The following is a 17,814-nucleotide window of genomic DNA, read 5'->3' on the forward strand; positions in this document are numbered from 1 at the left end:
GAGGCGCTGTTCATCCTGTCGGCCGTCGTCGCGGTCACGAGGGTCGCCCGGTTCCAGCTGTCCGACGCGATCGGGAACTGGGTGCCACGGTTCCGCGACCCGTCCTGGCTGGTCGGCGGCTGGATCTCCACGGCGGTCGACGTGGCGGCCTGGGGCTCGCTGCTGCTCATTGGCGGGACCGACCCGCTCCGCGGCATCCGCACGCCCTCCCCGCTGTTCGGCATCGCGAACCAGCTCATCGGCGCGGTCGCGCTGCTCGTGGTCACGGTGATGGTGGTCCGCAAGGGCTACGTCCGGTGGGCGTGGATCCCGCTGGTGCCGCTCGCGTGGGACACCGTCGTCACGTTCACGGCGTCGTACCAGAAGATCTTCTCCAGCGTCCCGGCCATCGGGTACTGGGCGCAGCACCGGCAGTACCAGCAGCTGATCGCCGACGGCATCGACGACCCCGGGGCGCTCGCGGACGCGCGGGCCGTGGTCCGGAACACCGCGATCCAGGGGACGCTGTCGATCCTGTTCGTCGTGCTGGTGGCGACGCTCTTCGTGGCGGCGGTCGTCACCGTCGTGCGCGCGCTGCGGACGCCCGGCGGGATCGGGACGTCCGAGGACCGGGCCGAGCCGTCACGGCTCTACGCGCCGGGGCAGCTGTTCGCGTCGCCGCTGGAGCGGAAGGTCGAGGCCGAGTACGCGCGGATGGTCGAGGAGGGCCGGGTCGAGCCGGTCGGCGGTGGGCACGGCTCCGGCGGGCACGGGCACGGCGGGGGCCGGTCGTGAGCGCGGTGAGGCGGGCGGTGCTCGCCCTGCGCTGGTACGTCCGCGAGGTGCTGCGCACGTCCGACCGGGGCACGGGCCCGGGCTGCTGCTGACGGCGACCCCCGGACCGGAACCGGGTGGAGCGTCCTGCCCGACACGCGCGGCGTGTCCCGGCAGAACGCTCCACCCGTGCCCACCTCGGGGGCGGTCAGGCCGCGCCGAGCACGTGCCGGTCGACGAACGCGTTGCGGAACGTGCCGTCGGGGTCCGTGCGCGCGACGAGCGCGCGGAAGTCGTCCAGCCGCGGGTAGAGATCCCGCGGGTCCGCGCCGGCCGGGCCGACCGAGTCGAACAGCTTGCCCCAGTGCGGCCGGGCCCCGAACGGCGCCAGCGCGGCCTCGATGCGCGGGAGCACCGCCTCGACCTCGGCCTGCCGCGGCAGCCAGGTGAAGTGCAGGCCGACCCGGTCGCCGCCCTCGGCGGTGCTCAACCACAGGTCGTCGCCGGCGATCGTCCGGATCTCGGCGACCTGCAGCAGCGGCGCGACCAGGTCGCCGAGCCCGCGCATCGCCTCGATCGCCGCCACGGCGTGCGCGCGGGGGACCAGGTACTCGGACTGCAGCTCGTCGCCGTTGCTCGGCGTGAACTCGAGCCGGAAGTGCGGCAGGCGCTCGTGCCACGGGCCCGGGACGCCGAGCTGCTGGGTGCAGTTCACCGGGTCGATGCCGGGCAGCGGGTGCAGCGGCCCGGGCGCCGGGCGGGCGCCGAACAGGTCGGCCCGCGGCTCGTACGTCGCTCCCGGGGCGACGCGGGTCTTGCGCCAGACCTGCCGGACGCCGGTGGCGGACCAGTCGGTGAACAGGCTGACCGAGTCCGCGGACCCGGTGATCTCGTCCAGGTGCTCCAGCACGGCGTCCCACGGCAGGTCGGTGTGCACCTCCTGGGCGACGTCGTAGGTGGGCTCGACGTCGAGGGTCACGCGGACGACGACCCCCAGGGCGCCCAGCGCGACGACCGCGCCCGGGAAGTCGGCGTCGCCGCGCGCGAAGTGCCGCAGCGAGCCGTCGGCGGTCACGAGGTCCAGGCCGGCGACCGCGGCGGCGAGGTTCCGGGACCGGTCGCCCGACCCGTGCGTCGCGGTGGCGACCGCGCCGGCGACGGAGATGTGCGGCAACGACGCGAGGTTGTGCAGCGCCCAGCCCCGCGGGTGCAGCTCGCGGGCCAGCGCGCCGTACCGGGTGCCGGCGGACACCGTCACGGTGCGCGCCGCGGCGTCGACGTCGACCGCCGGGTCCAGCCCGTCGAGACGCACCAGGTCGTGCGGGGTGTCCGCGACGTCGTTGAAGCAGTGCCGGGTGCCCAGGGCCCGCACGTGCCGCGCGGCCGCGACCACCTCCTGCACCTCCTCGACCGTGCGCGGCTCGTGCACGCGCGCGGCGGCGTAGGTCAGGTTCCCGGCCCAGGTGGTCAGCGTCATCGGTGCTCCCGTCCCGGCGGGCGCCCCTCGCCCGCCGGGCACGACCGTAACCCGGGCGCGTTCGCGAGCCGGGGAGCGCACCGTGCAGGATGGGGGAGTACGCCGCACCCGATCGAGGAGACGTCATGCCCGCCACGCTGCCCGAGGCCACCGGTTCGTTCGGTGAGAAGCCGACCCTGACGTTCCCGGAGGGCGACGCCCCCGCCGAGCTCGAGGTCGTCGTGCTGTCGCCCGGCGACGGCGCGCTCGTCGAGGCCGGCGACGACCTCGAGGTCCACTACCTCGGGCAGACCTGGGGCGGGAACGTCTTCGACAACTCGTACGACCGCGGCTCGTCGATCTCGTTCCCGATCGGCGTCGGCGCCGTCATCGGCGGCTGGGACGAGGGCCTGGTCGGCCAGCCCGTCGGCTCGCGCGTCCTGCTGTCGATCCCGTCGCACCTCGGCTACGGCGACCGCGGCGTGCCGCAGGCCGGCATCCGCGGCGGCGACACCCTGGTGTTCGTCGTCGACATCGTCGGCACGCACTGACGCAGCACCACCCCGCACCACCTCGGCCGCCGCCCTCGCCCGGACACCCGGGCCGGGCGGCGGCCGCGCGTCCGCCCCCGCACCGCCCGCCACGACCCCCGAGGAGCCCGCCATGCCCACCCCGCACATCTCCGCCCAGCCCGGCGACTTCGCCCCCGACGTCCTCATGCCGGGCGACCCGCGCCGGGCGACCCGGATCGCGGAGACGGTGCTCGACGACGCGCGCCTGGTCACCGAGGTGCGCGGCATCCTCGGCTACACCGGCACCTGGCAGGGCCGCCCGGTGTCCGTGATGGCGTCCGGCATGGGCGTGCCGTCGATCTCGATCTACGCGACCGAGCTGTTCCGGTTCTACGACGTGCAGCGGATCATCCGGATCGGCACCGCGGGCGGCATGGCGCGCTCGCTGGAGCTGGGCGACGTCGTGGTCGCGACCGCCGCGCACACCGACTCGGGGGTCAGCGAGCACCGCATCTCCGGCGTGCACTACTCGCACGTGCCGGACTTCGGCCTGGCCGCCGCCGCGTTCGCCGCCGCGGCCGAGGTCCCCGGGGCCCGCGCGCAGGCCGGCGCGGTGTTCACGTCGGACTCGTTCTACTCGAACCGGCCGGAGCGCACGCAGGCGCTCATCGACCACGGCACGCTCGCCGTCGAGATGGAGGCCGCCGGCCTGTACGCCGTCGCGGACCGGGAGCGGGCGAAGGCGCTGGCGCTGCTGTCGATCTCGGACTTCACGTTCCAGCCGAACGAGCTCACCGCCGACGAGCGCGAGCAGCTGTTCGACCACGCGGTGCAGATGGCGCTCCGCGCGTTCGCCACCGCGGCGTGACGCGGCACCGGGGCCGGGGTCAGGCCGGGGCGGCGACCAGCTCGACCTCGAGGCCCTCGCCGTCCTCCAGGTAGGCGGCGTAGTGGCCCGGGCCGCCGGCGTGCGGGTGCCGGTCGGTGAACAGCAGCGTCCAGCCGTGCGCCGGCGCCTCGCGCACCAGCGCGTCGACCTCCGCACGGGTGCCGGCGTGGAACGCCAGGTGGTTCACGCCGGGTCGGCGCCGCTCGTGCGGGGCGTCGACGACGTCCGGTCCCGACTCCAGCACGACGTCCGTGCCGCCGGGTGCGCCGCCGGACGACCAGGCGCAGCCGCCGGTCCACTCGCGGGTGCGGGCATAGCCGAGCGCGCCGAGAAGCCAGCCCCACGACCGCTCGGCGCCCGGGAGGTCGGCGAGCCACAGCTCGACGTGGTGCACAGCGCCCCGTGTCACGCGACCCCCACGGCGCGCGCGGGCTTGTGGACCGCCGGCGCGCCCAGCGGGCACGGCACGCCGTCGAGCCGCGGGCGAGGCCTCGGGGTCGGGGTAGCGGAGCAGCCGGCGTCGACGATCACCGGCCGAGGCTCCCACAGAGCGTGGCTCGGCTGCTCAGGGTCCGGGTCGGCCGATCGGGTCCAGGAGGCGGCGCAGGCGGGTCTTCTTCTCGTTCTCGCGCACGACCCGTGCCACGTCGGGGTCGTCGGAGGCCCGGAGCGCGGCGAACCGCGGCAGCCCGGCGGTCGGGTCGCCCGCGACGGCGACGCTCCACGCGTAGCCGAGCGCCTGGCGCAGCGTCCGGACGCCGGGGTCGCGGCGGTCCCCGGCCGGCAGCGCCGCGATCGAGGCGGTGGCGGCGGCGCACGCGTCGAGCGCGGCCGCGGCGGTCGCCGGGTCGCGGAGCAGGCGCGGCTCGCACACCCCGGCGACGGCGGCCCGGCGGACCAGCGGGTCGGGGTCCGCGACCCAGTCGGCGACGAGCGCGCGCAGGGTGCCGGGCTCGGCGTCGCCGATCCGCTGCAGCGCCATCGCGGCGGACTCGCGCACGCGCCAGGACCCGTCGGCGGCGCGGGCACGGAGCAGGGCGGTCAGCGGCTCGCGGCCCGCGGTGGGGGCGTCCAGGACGAGCCGGCCGACGCCGTCGGTGCCGCAGCAGCGCAGGTACTCGTCGGCGTCGTCGGCGAGCGCGAGCACCAGGTCGGCCGGCGCGACGTCGGCGAACGCGCCCAGGAGCTCGAGGTTCGCCCGCGGCCCGGGCATCCCGGACCCGGCGGCGAGGTGCGCGCGCACGGCGGCGGGGTCGCCGAGCAGCCCCCGCAGGTCCTCCCGGTGCCGCTCCCGCACGCTCATACCCGGCACGCTAGCCCCGCCACCTGCGCCGAGATAGGGCCGTTCGGCCGAGATAGGGCTGTCCGGCGCCCTATCTCGGCGCGCGGGTCCTATCTCGGCGAGCGGAGCGCGGGGGAGCGGGGCCCGGACGCAGGACGGCCCGGCCCCCCGCGTGAGGGGCCGGGCCGTCCGGGGTGTGCGTCAGGCGTCGAGCGGGCGCGGGCACGAGACGCCCGTGCCGCCGATGCCGCAGTACCCGTTCGGGTTCTTGTCCAGGTACTGCTGGTGGTAGTCCTCGGCGTAGTAGTACGGGCCGGCCTCGTCCGCGGTGCGGATCTCGGTCGTGATCTCCCCGTACCCGGCCTGGGTCAGCCGCTGCTGGTACGCGGCGCGGGTCTCCTCCGCGGCGGCGGCCTGCTCCGGCGTCGTCGTGTAGACGGTCGACCGGTACTGCGTGCCGCGGTCGTTGCCCTGCCGGTACCCCTGCGTCGGGTCGTGCGACTCCCAGAACGTGCGGAGGATGTCGGCGTCCGAGACGACGGCCGGGTCGTAGGCGACCTGGACCACCTCGGCGTGCCCGGTCAGGCCGGTGCAGGTCTCCTCGTACGTCGGGAACGGCGAGTAGCCGCCCTGGTAGCCGACGGAGGTGCTCACGACGCCCGGCAGCTGCCAGAAGATGCGCTCGGCGCCCCAGAAGCAGCCCATGCCGAGCACGATCGTCCGGGTCCCCTCGGGCCACGGGCCCTGCAGCGGCGTGCCGAGCACCGTGTGGGTGGCGGGCACGGAGTAGGTGTATCCCTCGTGCCCCTTCAGCGCGCGCTCCGGCTCGACCATCGTCGACTTGAGGGCGGATCCGAACAGCCAGTTCATGGTGACTCCCTTCCACGGGTCCGACACGCTCAACCCGCGCGCGGGCCCGGGTGTTCCCGCGCGCGACCGGCCGCCGCGGGGGCCTAGCCTGGGCACGTGACGGACGCGAACGACAGCACCCCGACCCTGGCCGCCACGGGCGACCTCGACCAGCACACGGACCACGGCGACTGGTCGTCGGCCGGGTTCGCGACGCGCGCGATCCACGCGGGCCAGGACCCGGACGCCGCGACGGGCGCCGTGGTGACGCCGATCTACCAGGTGTCGACGTACAAGCAGGACGGCGTCGGCGGGCTGCGCGGCGGCTACGAGTACTCGCGCTCCGGCAACCCGACCCGCGCGGCGCTGGAGGAGGCGCTGCGGTCGGCGGAGGGCGGCGGCGCGGGCTTCGCGTTCTCGTCCGGCCTCGCGGCGGAGGACACGCTGCTGCGCGCCGTGCTGCGCCCCGGCGACCACGTCGTGATGGCGAACGACGCGTACGGCGGCACCTACCGCCTGATCGCCCGGGTCTTCGGCCCGTGGGGCGTCGAGCACACGGCGGTCGACCTGTCCGACGCCGAGGCGGTGCTCGCGGCGATCCGCCCGGGCCAGACCAAGGTCATCTGGCTCGAGACGCCGACCAACCCGCTGCTGGGCGTCGCGGACGTCGCGGCGCTCGCGGCCCACGCCGCCGCGGCCGGCGCGGTGCTCGTCGTCGACAACACGTTCGCGACGCCGTACCTGCAGCAGCCGATCGCGCTGGGCGCGGACGTGGTCGTGCACTCGACCACCAAGTACATCGGCGGGCACTCCGACGTGGTCGGCGGCGCGCTCGTCGTCGCGGACGGCGCGCAGCTGCCGGTCGGGCTGGACGGGCCGACGGGCACGACGGCGCTCGCGGACGCCGTCGCGTTCCACCAGAACGCCTCGGGCGCGGTCGCCGGCCCGTTCGACTCGTGGCTGACGCTGCGCGGCCTCAAGACGCTCGCCGTGCGGATGGACCGGCACTGCGCGAACGCCGCCGCGGTCGCCGCGTTCCTCGAGGCGCGCGACGACGTCCCGCAGGTCATCTACCCGGGCCTCGACAGCCACGCGGGCCACGAGGTCGCCGCCCGGCAGATGTCCGGGTTCGGCGGCATGGTGTCGTTCCGCGCGGGCAGCGCCGAGCGCGCCGACCGCATCTGCGCCCGCACGAAGGTCTTCACGCTGGCCGAGTCGCTGGGCGGCGTCGAGTCGCTGATCGAGCTGCCCGCGCGCATGACCCACGGTTCCGTCGTCGGCACGGACCTCGAGGTCCCGGACGACCTGGTGCGGCTGTCCGTCGGCATCGAGGACGAGGCGGACCTGCTCGCCGACCTGGCCCAGGCGCTGGCATGACGACCCCGCGCCGGGGCGGCCGGGGCCGCGCCCGCACCGTCGACCCCGCCGCGCCGGCCCCGGTCCTGCACGAGGGCGACCTCGCGTCCGGCGACACGCCCGCGGGCTGGTCGGCGGAGCAGTCGGTGGCGCCGTCGGTGCGCGCCGCGGCGGCCTGGTCCTGGCGGTTCCTGCTGATCGCCGCGGCGACGGCCGCGGGTCTCTGGGTCGTCGGCTTCTTCAAGGTCATCGTCGTGTCGGTGGCGATCGCGCTGCTGCTGACGGTGCTGCTGGCCCCGGTCGCGCGGTTCCTGAGCGCGCGCCTGCGGTTCCCGCGGGGGCTCGCGGCGATCACGTCGGTGCTGCTGCTGCTCGCGGTGGTCACCGGGCTGGTCGTGCTGGCCGGGCGGTCGATCGCCAGCGGCTTCGGCGACCTGTACGACCAGGCGTCCCAGGGCGTCGACGAGGCGCTGCAGTGGCTGTCGGACGGCCCGCTCGGGCTGAGCACGAGCCAGCTCGACGACCTCGTCCAGCAGGGCCGCGACCAGATCAGCGAGAACGCCAGCACGCTGGTGTCCGGAGCGCTGACGGTCACCACGACGGTCGGCCACGTGGCGGCCGGGGCGCTCATCGCGCTGTTCTGCACGTTCTTCTTCCTGCTCGACGGCCGGACCATCTGGACCTGGCTGGTCGGCCTGCTGCCGATCTCGGTGCGCGAGCGGGTGCACCAGGCCGGCCGCCGCGGCATCGTCACGCTGTCCGGGTACACCCGGACGCAGATCCTCGTGGCGTTCGTGGACGCGACCGGCATCGGCATCGGCGCGGCGGTCCTCGGGGTCCCGCTGGCGGTGCCGCTCGCGACGCTGGTGTTCGTCGGCTCGTTCATCCCGATCGTCGGCGCCATCGCGACCGGTGCCGTCGCGGTGCTGGTCGCGCTCGTCGCGCAGGGCCCGGTCGTCGCCCTGCTGATGCTCGGCGTGGTGCTGCTGGTGCAGCAGATCGAGGGGCACGTGCTGCAGCCGTTCCTCATGGGCCACGCCGTGTCCCTGCACCCGGTGGCCGTGCTGCTCGTCGTCGCGGCTGGCTCGCTGGCGGCCGGCATCGTCGGCGCGCTGTTCGCGGTGCCGATCGCGGCGGTGCTCAACACGGTGCTGCTGTACCTGCACGGGCACGACAAGTTCCCCGAGCTCGGCACCGACGACCACGTCACGCTGCGGCCGCCCGGGGCGTTCGGGCGCCGGCGCCTCGGCGGGCGCGGGCGGGTGCGCCCCGGCGGGGACGACGCGGCGGCCGGGCTGGAGCCCGGCGGCGCGCGCGGGGCCGGGGGCGCGCGGCGCGGCCCGGACGAGCAGACCGCGGGATCGTGAATGATGCACCGGTGACCTTCCTCGACGACGCCCGCGCCGCCGCGCGCCTGCTCCAGGGCGTGGCGACCCGCACCCCGGTGGAGACCTCCAGGGCCCTGTCCCAGATCGCCGGGACGCCGGTGCTGCTCAAGTGCGAGAACCTGCAGCGCGCGGGTTCGTTCAAGATCCGCGGGGCCTACGTGCGGATGGCGCGGCTGTCGCCGGAGGAGCAGGCCCGGGGGGTCGTCGCGGCGAGCGCCGGCAACCACGCGCAGGGCGTCGCCCTGGCGGCCCAGCTGCTCGGCATCGACGCGGTGGTCTACATGCCGGTCGACGCGGCGCTGCCGAAGGTCGCGGCGACCAAGGAGTACGGCGCGGAGGTCCGGCCGCACGGCCGCAGCGTCGACGAGGCGCTGGTCGCGGCGCGCGCCGAGGCGGAGCGCACCGGCCGGGTGCTGATCCACCCGTTCGACCACGAGGACATCGTCGCCGGGCAGGGCACGCTCGCGCTGGAGATCCTCGAGCAGGTCCCGGACGTCCGGACGATCGTCGTGCCGCTCGGCGGCGGCGGGCTGGCGGCGGGTATCCAGGCGGTCGTGGCCGAGGTGGCGCCGCACGTCCGCGTGATCGGCGTGCAGGCCGCGCGGGCGGCCGCGTACCCGGCGTCGCTGGTGGCGGGGGAGCCGGTCGCGGCGCCCGAGCTGCACACGATGGCCGACGGCATCGCGGTCGGCACGCCCGGCGCGGTGCCGTTCGCCCTGCTGCAGCGGCACGGCTGCGAGGTGCGGACGGTGTCCGAGGAGGACCTGTCGCGTGCGCTGCTGCTGACCGCCGAGCGGGCGAAGCTCCTGGTCGAGCCCTCGGGCGCCGCGGGCGTCGCGGCGGTCATGGCGGCGCCGCCGGGCGACCTCGAGGGCCCCGTCGTCGTGCTGCTGTCCGGGGGCAACATCGACCCCCTGGTGCTGCTCCGGGTCGTCCGGCACGGCCTCGCGGTGTCCGGCCGGTACCTGCAGCTGCGGGTGCGGGTGCACGACACCCCGGGAGCGCTGGCGGCGCTGCTGCGCGAGCTCGCGACGACCGGCGGCAACGTCATGCACGTCTCGCACGTGCGGACCGGGGTGGACCTGGAGATCGACGAGGTCGAGATCGAGGTCCAGGTCGAGACGAAGGGCCCGGAGCACTGCGCCCGGGTCCTGCAGCACCTCCGCGACGGCGGCTTCCGCCTCGCGGAGCACTGAGGCGGGGCGCCCGCGGCGCGTCCGCGCAGCGTCGAGTGCCTACGCGACACGTCGAGTGCCTATCCCGCGGATGGGCACTCGACGTGTCCGGTAGGCACTCGGTGCCTCGGGCGGGCGCGGGGCGCGGGCATGGACCCGGGCCCCGCGGTGTTGAGGACACCGAGGGCCGGTGCGGCCCCGCACGGACGAGAGGGACCACGGTGACGAGCACGACGGCCACGACCACCACCCCGGCGACCACCACCCCGACGACCACCACCCCGACGACGGACCCCGCCGACGGCTGGGTCGACCCGCGCACGCAGATCGAGGTCGGCGTGCTGCTCGCCAACGGCCGGCTCGTGGGCCGGCGGTTCGCGTCCCGCGAGGAGGCCGAGGCGTTCGCGCGGCCGGAGGACGGCGAGCAGGTCGTCGAGTACAACCTCGTCTGCGAGTGCGTGGTCTGACGCCGCCCCGCCGGCCCCGGACGCACGAGGGCCCCGACCGGATCGCCGGTCGGGGCCCTCGTCGCGTCGCGGGGCGGTGCGTCAGCCGGTGAAGGGCTTCGCGTCCGTGATCTCGACCGGGATGTCGCGGCCGTTGGGCGCGGTGTAGGTGACCTTCTCGCCGACCTTGCGGCCGTTGATGGACGCGCCGAGCGGCGACGTCGGGGAGAACACCTCGATGTCGGCGCTGCCGGCGATCTCGCGCGAGCCGAGCAGGAACGTCATGGCGTCGCCGGCGACCACGGCGGTCACGACCATGCCGGGCTCCACCACGCCGTCGTCCGGCGGGGTGCCGATCTGCACGTTGCGGAGCTTCTCCTTGAGCTCGCGGATGCGGGCCTCCTGCTTGGCCTGCTCCTCGCGGGCGGCGTGGTAGCCGCCGTTCTCCTTGAGGTCGCCCTCGTCACGCGCGGCGGCGATCCGCTCGGTGACCTCGGCGCGTCCCGGGCCCTCGAGGTGCTCGAGCTCTGCCTTGAGGCGGTCGTAGGCCTCCTGCGTCAGCCAGGTGGCGGCCTGCGTCGTGTCGGTCACGTCCACTCCTTCCTGCGTGTCGCGCGCCCGGTCGGGACGCGCCGTCGGTGACCCCGGCCAGGCGTGCGCGGGCCCGAGCGATGAACGGGGATGCCGTCTCCCTCGCGGTCGCGTCGGCCTGCGGCGACATCGGGCGACGTCGGACCGGGGGCGGCGTATGAATCGGCAAGCATAGCAACTGGCGGGGTCCGGCGTGGCCGGGGTCCGCCGTGTCGTGCCGCGCGATCACGCGGCGAAGCAGGACTCCACGACCGCCGACACGGCCAGCTCGGTCGTCGGGATCGTCGTCGTCACGCGCTGCGTGGCGGTGCCCGCCGGGCCGACCTCGACGGTCTGCACGCCGACCTCCGCGTAGGACTCGGACAGCGCCTGCACCCGGCAGGAGACGGTGGACTCGGCGTCCTTCGTGACGTCGAACGTGAGCTGCGTGCTGGTCGGCCCGTCGACCTTGAAGCCGACCACCTTCCAGCTGAGCCCGTCCTGGGCGAGCGCGAGCCAGGCGGCGACGGCCACGGCCAGGACGCCGAGCGCGACCATCGCGAGGCGCCCGGCCCGGCGGCGCCCGGGTCCGGCGGTCTTCCCGTAGCGCCCGGCGGGGAGCTCGGGGGCGGGGGTCGGGGTCGCCGTCACGGTCATCTCCTGGGGGAACGGGTCGCGCGCGGGCCGCGCGGAGTCGTCGGGGTGCGACCATTGTCTCGCGCCGGGTGCCGTACCGGCGACGAGGAGAGGACGACACCACACCGTGACCGAGCAGCTGCGCCTGATGGCGGTGCACGCCCACCCGGACGACGAGTCGAGCAAGGGGGCGGCGACGACCGCCCGGTACGCCGCGGAGGGCGTGGACGTCCTCGTCGTCACCTGCACCGGCGGGGAGCGCGGCGACGTGCTGAACCCGCACCACCCGCCCGTCGAGGGCGGGATCGAGGGGATGCGCGCCGTGCGCCGCGTCGAGATGGCCGCGGCCGCCGAGGCGCTCGGTGTCCGGCAGCACTGGCTCGGGTTCGTCGACTCGGGGCTGCCCGAGGGCGACCCGCTGCCGCCGCTGCCCGAGGGCTGCTTCGCGCTGCAGCCGCTGGAGGAGGCGGCCCGCCCGCTGGTCGAGCTGGTCCGCGAGTTCCGGCCGCACGTCATCACGACGTACGACCCGACGGGCGGCTACCCGCACCCGGACCACATCATGTGCCACCGGGTGGCGTTCGAGGCGTTCCACGCGGCCGGCGACCCCGAGCGGTACCGCGGCGCCGGCGAGCCGTGGGAGCCGCTGAAGCTCTACTACAACCACGGCTTCTCGATGGCCCGGATCCGCGCGGCGCACGAGGCGCTGGTCGAGCGCGGCCTGGAGTCGCCGTTCGGCGAGTGGGTCGAGTCCCGGGCGGCCCGGGAGATCCCGGAGCGCGAGGTCACCACGCTGGTCGACGTGCACGAGCACTTCGACGCGCGGGACGCGGCGCTGCGCGCGCACGCGACCCAGATCGACCCCGAGGGCTTCTTCTTCGCGATGCCGCGGGACCTGGAGCTCGAGGTCTGGCCGACCGAGGAGTTCGAGCTCGCGGAGTCGCGGGTGCCGACCACGCTGCCGGAGGACGACCTGTTCGCCGGCGTCCGGGAGGCGATCGCGTGACCGGGCTGCTGGCGGTCGCGCACGGGACCCTGCTGCAGGGCTGGGGGTCGGTCGCCGCGGCGGTGAGCCCCTCGCCCTCGCCGTCGAGCATCGAGATCCCGCCGGAGGACCAGACGTCGCCCGGGCTGCTCGGGTTCCTCGTGACGTTCGCCGCCGCGGCGGCGGTCATCCTGCTGGCGTTCTCGATGGTCCGGCACCTGCGGGTCGTCGACCGGAACGCGCGGCGGCTGCGCGAGGCCCAGGAGACGGGCGCGCCCGCGGCGGGCGACGACACCCCGCCGGCCGACGACCCCGAGCGCCCCGACGGCCCGGCCGCGAGCCCGCCGCGGGGGCGCGCGTGAGCACCCCGCCGCCGGTCCGCCCGGCGGTGCGCGTCACGGTCGGCCAGCTCCGGGTGAGCGACGACCACGACGCCAACCGGGAGGTGGTCCGCCGCGCCTTCGACACCGCGCGCCGCGCGCGGGCCGACGTGCTGGTGCTGCCCGAGTACGCCTCGGGCTTCGACCCGCGGGGGACCGGCCCGGAGCACGCGGAGCCGCTGGACGGCCCGTTCGTGTCCCTGCTGCGCGAGCGCGCCGCCGCGGACGGCGTGGCGGTGCTCGCCGGCACGACCCTGCCGGGGGCGGACCCCGAGCGCGCGGTGAACGCGGTGGTCGCGGTCGACGCCGACGGCGCGCTCGCGGGGGTCTACCGCAAGGTGCACCTGTACGACGCGTTCGGGCACCGCGAGTCCGAGCGCCTCGAACCGGGCCCGGCTGACGCCCCGCCGCTGACGCTCGACGTCGCGGGCGTGCGGCTCGGCGTGCTGACCTGCTACGACCTGCGGTTCCCCGAGTCCGCGCGCCGCCTGGTCGACGCCGGCGCGGAGGTGCTGGTCGTCCCGGCCGCATGGGCCTCGGGCCCGCTCAAGGCTGAGCACTGGCGCACGCTGGCGACGGCCCGGGCCATCGAGAACACGGCCGTCGTCGTGGCGGTCGGCCAGGCGGGCCGGGGCGTCACCGGGCGGTCGCTGGTGGTCGGGCCGGACGGCGTCGTCGGGCTGGAGCTCGGCGAGGAGTCGGAGCTGCGCACGGTCGACCTGGACCCCGAGGCGCTGCGCGGCGTGCGGGAGTCGAACCCGTCGCTGGCGAACCGCCGCTACCGCGTCGTCCCGGCGGTCTGACGCGCCGGTCCGCCGAGGCCGGTGGTTCTGGCCGAGGTCGGTGCTTCCTGACACCGATCTCGGCGCGAACCACCGACCTCGGCGCACGCGACCCACGAAGACGCCGGCGCCGTGGCCGGTTCCGGGATCAGCCGCGTGGGCGGCCCTCCGGGTCGACGTCGGTGTCCGGGGACGGCCAGAACGTCCGCAGCAGCTCCTCCGGCGTGAGCACCGCCTCGGCGTGCTCGACCGCGTCGTCGCCACCGGCGAGCGCGCGGACCTCGTCGTGGATCCGCTCCATCGACGCGTCGAGCTGGGCCGCGACGTCCGCCGCCAGCTTGAGCGAGTCCGTGAGGTGCCGCGGCACCTGCCGGTCGTACTTGTAGTAGATCTTGTGCTCGAGGCTCGCCCAGAAGTCCATGGCGATGGTCCGGAGCTGGATCTCGACGACGACCTGCTCCACGCGGTCGGACAGGTACACGGGCACCTGCACGATGAGGTGCAGGGACTGGTACCCGTTGCCCTTGGGGTGCGCGATGTAGTCGCGCTCCTCGAGCAGCGTGAGGTCGGCCTGCCCGACGAGCATGTCCCGGACCCGGTAGATGTCCGACACGAACGAGCAGGTCACCCGCACGCCGGCGATGTCGAACATCTGCGCCCGGACGGCGTCGGGGGTCAGCGGGATGCCCTTGCGCCGGCACTTGGTCACGATCGACTCGAACGACTTGAGGCGGCTGCCGACGTGCTCGACCGGGTTGTAGTTCGCCATGTGCCGGAACTCGTCGCGCAGGATCGCGATCTTGGTCATGACCTCGTCGATGCCGAACTTGTAGGTCAGCGCGAGGCGGCGCATGTCGCGCATGAGCGCGCGCAGCTCCGTGGGGTCGGGCATCGCCACCGGGGCGACGGCCTGCTCCCGGGCCGACGGGTCGGGGACGCGGTGCACGGTGCCGGTCATGCCTCCACCGTAGTTCCCCCAAGCGGGGGTCAGCGCAGGACCGCCAGCGCGGCCGCGACGTAGTGGCAGGTGAAGCCGACGACGGTCAGCGCGTGGAAGATCTCGTGGAACCCGAACCAGCGCGGGCTCGGGTTCGGCCGCTTGAGGCCGTAGACCACCGCACCGAGCGTGTAGGCGAGGCCGCCGCCGGCGACGAGCCAGACGACCTCGGGTCCGCCCGTCGGGGCGCGCCAGAACGCGGGCAGGAACCACACCGCCACCCAGCCGAGCGCGATGTACACCGGCACGTAGACCCAGCGCGGCGCGCCGAGCCAGAACACCCGCGCGAGCAGCCCGACCAGCGCGCCGGACCACACGATGATCAGCAGCGTCCGGGCGGTCGAGGCGGGCAGCAGGGCCACGGCCAGCGGGGTGTAGGTGCCGGCGATGACCAGGAAGATGTTCGTGTGGTCCATCCGGCGCAGGATCCCGGCGACCCGCGGGGACCAGGTGCCGCGGTGGTAGACCGCGCTCGTGCCGAACAGCAGCATGGCGGCGAGCCCGAACACGGCGCACGCGATCGTCAGCGGCGCGGTGGGCGCGAGCACGACGAGCACGATCGAGGCCGCGGTGACGAGCGGGAACATCCCGGCGTGGATCCAGCCCCGGAGCCGGGGCTTGACGGCGTCGGCGATCTGCTCGGCGGTCTCGGCGACCTTCACGGCGGGTCCTCCCTGTCGGCGGGCTCGGGGGGCGACGCGGACGAGCCTAACCTACGAGTGCGTAGGTTACGGCTGCGTAGGTAGTGCGCCGGTGCGCGGCGCGGGCCTGCACGAATCCTCCCCCTCGGACCTCGCGCCACCGGCCGTCCCGGGGTCCCGGCGAGCGGTAGCGTGAGCACGCCCAGCCGCCCAGACGAGGAGATCCGCGCGTGCGCCTGCCCCACCCGCTCTACGGGCTGTACGAGCGCCGCCTCGCCGCCTCGCTGCCCCGCGACCGGGTCCCGCGGCACGTCGGCGTGATCCTGGACGGCAACCGGCGGTGGGCGCGGCAGCTCGGCGAGTCGACCGCGACGGGCCACCGGCGCGGCGCGGACCGGATCGCGGACCTGCTCGCCTGGGGCGAGGAGGTCGGGGTCGAGGTCGTCACGCTGTGGATGCTGTCGACGGACAACCTCAGCCGCGACCCCGAGGAGCTGGACGCGCTGCTCGGCATCATCGAGGACGCCGTGCGCGAGCTCGCCGCCACCCGGCGCTGGCGGCTGCAGGCGGTGGGCTCGCTGGACCTGCTCCCCGAGCACACCCGCGCGACGCTGCGGGACGCGGAGTCCGCCACCGCCGACGTCCGCGGCCTGCACGTCAACGTGGCGATCGGCTACGGCGGCCGCAAGGAGATCGCGGACGCGGTGCGGTCCTACCTCAGCGAGCGCGCGGCCGAGGGCGCGACGCTCGACGACATCGCCGCGACGTTCGACGTCGAGCACATCGCGGACCACCTGTACACGAAGGGCCAGCCCGACCCGGACCTGGTGATCCGCACCTCGGGGGAGCAGCGGCTCGGCGGCTTCATGCTCTGGCAGTCGGTGCACTCGGAGTACTACTTCTGCGAGGTCTACTGGCCGGACTTCCGGCGGGTCGACTTCCTGCGCGCGGTCCGCGACTACGCCGCCCGGGAGCGCCGGCACGGCCAGTGAGCCGGGGTCGCGGCGACGGCCCGGCGACGCCCGGGTGAACATCGTGTTGCGGATCACACCCGCGGCGTGTCGTGCGCGCCGCCGTGTCGGAGGCGCGGCGTAGCGTCCGGAGCAACGGGCGGCACCCGCCGCCCCCGGGAGGCCAGCCCATGGAGCATCCGCTCCGGGGGGAGGGCCGGTCCTGGTCCTCCGTGGCCGGCCGCCCTCGTCCCGTCACCGAGCGCCGCAGGACCCGCGGGTCCGGCGCGAGGGGTCCGACTCGGCGCTGAGCAGCGCCGGAGGGAGCCTGCCGTGGTCAGCAAGCTGGGAACCGCCACCGCCTCGACCGACCAGCCGGAGGGGCGCCGGACGCACGTCCTCGACACCTCTGTCCTCCTGTCGGACCCGCGCGCGATCACGCGGTTCGCCGAGCACGACGTGGTCCTCCCCGTCGTCGTGATCACCGAGCTCGAGGCCAAGCGGCACCACGCCGAGCTCGGCTACTTCGCCCGCGCCGCGCTGCGGCTGCTCGACGACCTGCGGGTCGCGCACGGCGGGCTGGACACGCCGATCCCGCTCGGCGAGCAGGGCGGCACGCTGCGGGTCGAGCTCAACCACACGAACCCCGAGGTGCTGCCGGCCGGGTTCCGGCTGGGCGACAACGACACCCGGATCCTCGCGTGCGCGGCCAACCTCGCGGCGGAGGGCCACGACGTCACGGTCGTGTCGAAGGACCTGCCGATGCGGATCAAGGCGTCGGCGATCGGGCTGCGCGCCGAGGAGTACCGGCACGAGCTCGCCGTCGACTCCGGGTGGACCGGCATGGACGCGCTCGACCTCACCGAGCAGCAGATGGCCGACCTGTGGGAGCACGAGTCGCTCCCGCTGGCCGACCTGCCCGACTCCCCGACGCTGCTGACGCACACCGGCCTGGTGCTGCACAGCCCGCGCGGCTCGGCCCTCGGCCGGGTCACCGCCGACAAGCACGTGCAGGTGGTGCGCGGCGACCAGGACGTGTTCGGCCTGCACGGCCGCAGCGCGGAGCAGCGCATCGCGATCGACCTGCTGCTCGACGAGCAGGTCGGCATCGTCTCGCTGGGCGGCCGGGCCGGCACCGGCAAGTCGGCGCTCGCGCTGTGCGCCGGGCTGGAGGCCGTGCTGGAGCGCCGGCAGCACCGCAAGGTCATGGTGTTCCGTCCGCTGTACGCGGTCGGCGGCCAGGAGCTCGGCTACCTGCCGGGCAGCGAGGCCGAGAAGATGAACCCCTGGGCGCAGGCGGTGTTCGACACCCTGAGCGCGGTGGTCAGCCGCGAGGTGGTCGAGGAGATCATCGACCGCGAGCTGCTCGAGGTGCTGCCGCTCACGCACATCCGCGGGCGGTCGCTGCACGACGCGTTCGTGATCGTCGACGAGGCGCAGTCGCTCGAGCGGAACGTGCTGCTCACGGTGCTCTCCCGGATCGGGCAGAGCTCCCGGGTGGTGCTCACGCACGACGTGGCGCAGCGGGACAACCTGCGGGTCGGCCGGCACGACGGCGTCGCGGCGGTGATCGAGGCGCTCAAGGGGCACCCGCTGTTCGCGCACGTGACCCTGACCCGCTCGGAGCGGTCGCCGGTCGCGGCCCTGGTCACGGAGATGCTGGAGGGCATCGAGCTCTGACGGCCGCGGCCGCCCGACCGTGACGCCCGCAGCCCGGCCACGCGTCGCCGAGCGGGCAGAAGGTGTCGCCTCCCGGGCCCCGGAAGG

General features: G+C 75.2%; 20 protein-coding genes. 12 read left to right on the forward strand and 8 right to left on the reverse strand.

The features are described 5' to 3' along the window. The coding region (locus KVT14_RS06760; protein WP_306795721.1) for a carbon starvation CstA 5TM domain-containing protein at window positions 1–774 on the forward strand (774 nt) is incomplete at its 5' end. 187 nt (window positions 775–961) lie between these two features. Here the strand turns inward: KVT14_RS06760 and KVT14_RS06765 are convergent. Then, complete coding sequence (locus KVT14_RS06765; RefSeq protein ID WP_217614960.1) at window positions 962–2,230, reverse strand: FAD-binding protein; 1,269 nt, start codon at window positions 2,228–2,230, stop codon at window positions 962–964. Window positions 2,231–2,355: 125 nt separating this feature from the next. On the opposite strand from KVT14_RS06765, the gene KVT14_RS06770 reads away from it, so the two are divergent. Both KVT14_RS06770 and deoD read left to right on the forward strand, forming a co-directional pair. Then, on the forward strand, window positions 2,356–2,760 hold the full coding sequence (locus KVT14_RS06770) for an FKBP-type peptidyl-prolyl cis-trans isomerase (protein ID WP_147795800.1): 405 nt from the start codon (window positions 2,356–2,358) through the stop codon (window positions 2,758–2,760). A 112-nt stretch (window positions 2,761–2,872) separates the two neighbouring features. Then, window positions 2,873–3,589 carry a purine-nucleoside phosphorylase gene (gene deoD, locus KVT14_RS06775; RefSeq protein WP_217614961.1) on the forward strand — a complete coding sequence of 239 codons (717 nt, stop codon included), beginning with the start codon at window positions 2,873–2,875 and terminating at the stop codon, window positions 3,587–3,589. Between the two features lie 19 nt (window positions 3,590–3,608). Here deoD and KVT14_RS06780 read toward each other — a convergent pair whose 3' ends face one another. The 3 genes from KVT14_RS06780 to msrA form a co-directional block, all read right to left on the reverse strand. Next, window positions 3,609–4,019, reverse strand: coding sequence for a VOC family protein (locus tag KVT14_RS06780; protein ID WP_217614962.1), 411 nt, complete (start codon window positions 4,017–4,019; stop codon window positions 3,609–3,611). A 156-nt stretch (window positions 4,020–4,175) separates the two neighbouring features. Then, on the reverse strand, window positions 4,176–4,913 hold the full coding sequence (locus tag KVT14_RS06785) for a HEAT repeat domain-containing protein (RefSeq protein WP_217614963.1): 738 nt from the start codon (window positions 4,911–4,913) through the stop codon (window positions 4,176–4,178). A gap of 180 nt (window positions 4,914–5,093) precedes the next feature. Continuing rightward, window positions 5,094–5,762 carry a peptide-methionine (S)-S-oxide reductase MsrA gene (gene msrA, locus KVT14_RS06790; protein ID WP_217614964.1) on the reverse strand — a complete coding sequence of 223 codons (669 nt, stop codon included), beginning with the start codon at window positions 5,760–5,762 and terminating at the stop codon, window positions 5,094–5,096. Window positions 5,763–5,888: 126 nt separating this feature from the next. On the opposite strand from msrA, the gene KVT14_RS06795 reads away from it, so the two are divergent. The 4 genes from KVT14_RS06795 (at window position 5,889) to KVT14_RS06810 (ending at window position 10,127) form a co-directional block, all read left to right on the forward strand. Beyond that, entirely contained in the window at window positions 5,889–7,118 is a 1,230-nt protein-coding gene (locus tag KVT14_RS06795; protein WP_217615018.1) for a cystathionine gamma-synthase, read from the forward strand. Further along, window positions 7,115–8,464, forward strand: a complete 1,350-nt coding sequence (locus tag KVT14_RS06800; protein ID WP_217614965.1) for an AI-2E family transporter — start codon at window positions 7,115–7,117, stop codon at window positions 8,462–8,464. The genes KVT14_RS06795 and KVT14_RS06800 overlap by 4 nt, the downstream gene beginning before the upstream one ends. Before the next feature lie 11 nt (window positions 8,465–8,475). Then, window positions 8,476–9,681: a threonine ammonia-lyase gene (ilvA, locus tag KVT14_RS06805; RefSeq protein WP_217614966.1), complete on the forward strand. Its 1,206-nt coding sequence runs from the start codon at window positions 8,476–8,478 to the stop codon at window positions 9,679–9,681. A gap of 200 nt (window positions 9,682–9,881) precedes the next feature. Next, window positions 9,882–10,127 (forward strand): hypothetical protein, encoded by a 246-nt coding sequence (locus tag KVT14_RS06810; protein WP_217615027.1) that lies wholly within the window; start codon window positions 9,882–9,884, stop codon window positions 10,125–10,127. Between the two features lie 81 nt (window positions 10,128–10,208). Here KVT14_RS06810 and greA read toward each other — a convergent pair whose 3' ends face one another. Together greA and KVT14_RS06820 are read right to left on the reverse strand one after the other, a co-directional pair. Then, the gene (gene greA / locus KVT14_RS06815; protein WP_217614967.1) at window positions 10,209–10,697 is read right to left on the reverse strand and encodes a transcription elongation factor GreA; all 489 of its coding nucleotides are present in this window, start codon (window positions 10,695–10,697) and stop codon (window positions 10,209–10,211) included. 225 nt (window positions 10,698–10,922) lie between these two features. Further along, a complete protein-coding gene (locus KVT14_RS06820) occupies window positions 10,923–11,327 on the reverse strand; it encodes a DUF4307 domain-containing protein (RefSeq protein WP_308160934.1) in 405 nt (134 codons plus the stop codon). A 133-nt stretch (window positions 11,328–11,460) separates the two neighbouring features. On the opposite strand from KVT14_RS06820, the gene mca reads away from it, so the two are divergent. Genes mca through KVT14_RS06835 form a run of 3 tightly spaced genes read left to right on the forward strand, consistent with a single transcriptional unit; the run spans window position 11,461 to window position 13,480 of the window. Next, entirely contained in the window at window positions 11,461–12,318 is an 858-nt protein-coding gene (gene mca / locus KVT14_RS06825; RefSeq protein ID WP_217615019.1) for a mycothiol conjugate amidase Mca, read from the forward strand. Continuing rightward, window positions 12,315–12,659, forward strand: a complete 345-nt coding sequence (locus tag KVT14_RS06830; protein ID WP_217614969.1) for a hypothetical protein — start codon at window positions 12,315–12,317, stop codon at window positions 12,657–12,659. The genes mca and KVT14_RS06830 overlap by 4 nt, the downstream gene beginning before the upstream one ends. After that, window positions 12,656–13,480, forward strand: a complete 825-nt coding sequence (locus KVT14_RS06835; protein WP_217614970.1) for a carbon-nitrogen hydrolase family protein — start codon at window positions 12,656–12,658, stop codon at window positions 13,478–13,480. The genes KVT14_RS06830 and KVT14_RS06835 overlap by 4 nt, the downstream gene beginning before the upstream one ends. Before the next feature lie 127 nt (window positions 13,481–13,607). Here KVT14_RS06835 and KVT14_RS06840 read toward each other — a convergent pair whose 3' ends face one another. Both KVT14_RS06840 and KVT14_RS06845 read right to left on the reverse strand, forming a co-directional pair. Then, window positions 13,608–14,351 (reverse strand): GTP pyrophosphokinase family protein, encoded by a 744-nt coding sequence (locus tag KVT14_RS06840; protein ID WP_217615020.1) that lies wholly within the window; start codon window positions 14,349–14,351, stop codon window positions 13,608–13,610. Window positions 14,352–14,446: 95 nt separating this feature from the next. Further along, on the reverse strand, window positions 14,447–15,118 hold the full coding sequence (locus KVT14_RS06845) for a hemolysin III family protein (protein WP_308160935.1): 672 nt from the start codon (window positions 15,116–15,118) through the stop codon (window positions 14,447–14,449). A 209-nt stretch (window positions 15,119–15,327) separates the two neighbouring features. Here KVT14_RS06845 and KVT14_RS06850 point away from each other — a divergent pair, with 209 nt between their 5' ends. Together KVT14_RS06850 and KVT14_RS06855 are read left to right on the forward strand one after the other, a co-directional pair. Then, window positions 15,328–16,089, forward strand: coding sequence for an isoprenyl transferase (locus KVT14_RS06850; protein WP_217614971.1), 762 nt, complete (start codon window positions 15,328–15,330; stop codon window positions 16,087–16,089). Window positions 16,090–16,392: 303 nt separating this feature from the next. Beyond that, window positions 16,393–17,727: a PhoH family protein gene (locus KVT14_RS06855; protein WP_210417453.1), complete on the forward strand. Its 1,335-nt coding sequence runs from the start codon at window positions 16,393–16,395 to the stop codon at window positions 17,725–17,727. The last annotated feature ends 87 nt before the right edge of the window (window positions 17,728–17,814 follow it).

This window comes from Cellulomonas sp. GbtcB1 (assembly GCF_019091725.1).
Taxonomy (GTDB): Bacteria; Actinomycetota; Actinomycetes; order Actinomycetales; family Cellulomonadaceae; genus Cellulomonas.